Consider the following 621-nt stretch of genomic DNA (forward strand, 5'->3'; position numbering starts at 1 on the left):
AACGTCGTCCACATCGATGATGTGATTACCGGTCGCGTAGTCCTCCGGCAGCAGTGCCATGGTCGCGGTGATCGGGACGAAGCCGAAACCGAGGAAGCTCAGCTTGCTCGGCGGCATCATGACGGAGACGGTGATCTTGCCGTGCCCTTCGGTGTTCTCCAGGTCGACGTGCCACACCGCGTTGACCATGAACGCGGGCTTCAGCCGGGCGAAGGCGCCGAGCTTCGTGATGGACGACGTGCCCTGAAGTTCGAACGGCTGCAACGCGATCGGGAAGAGGGCGTCGGCGTGGACGTCGTCCGCGGCCCGCGCGTCGGTACCGGGTTTCTTCTGCTCGCCGGGTTTGCCGGACTGCGGCTTGGGTTTTCCGTGCGGCAGGAGCGCGACACTGCCGAGAAGCGTGTTCTGGTCCGGCGTCTGGGTGCAGGTGATCGGTTTGAGCGGCGTTTCCGCGGCGGTCAGCGCGAGCGACGGCGCGCCCGTGCTCAGCCGCAGTTCGGACGGCACCTTCAGCAGGATGTCGGGGACGGTGCCCGTCGCTACCAGTTTCAGTTCGCCGGTGGCGGGTACCTTCGTCGCCGGGATCGTCACGGACACCGGGATCGGGGTCTTCTTGTCCCC

General features: G+C 66.2%; 1 pseudogene. It reads right to left on the reverse strand.

Annotation, left to right across the window (positions count from 1 at the left end):
* Window positions 1-597 (reverse strand): annotated as a pseudogene (locus DMH01_RS42605) (hypothetical protein); the annotation flags it as partial.
* Window positions 598-621: the final 24 nt, after the last annotated feature.

Source organism: Amycolatopsis sp. WAC 04182 (assembly GCF_003947465.1).
Taxonomy (GTDB): Bacteria; Actinomycetota; Actinomycetes; order Mycobacteriales; family Pseudonocardiaceae; genus Amycolatopsis.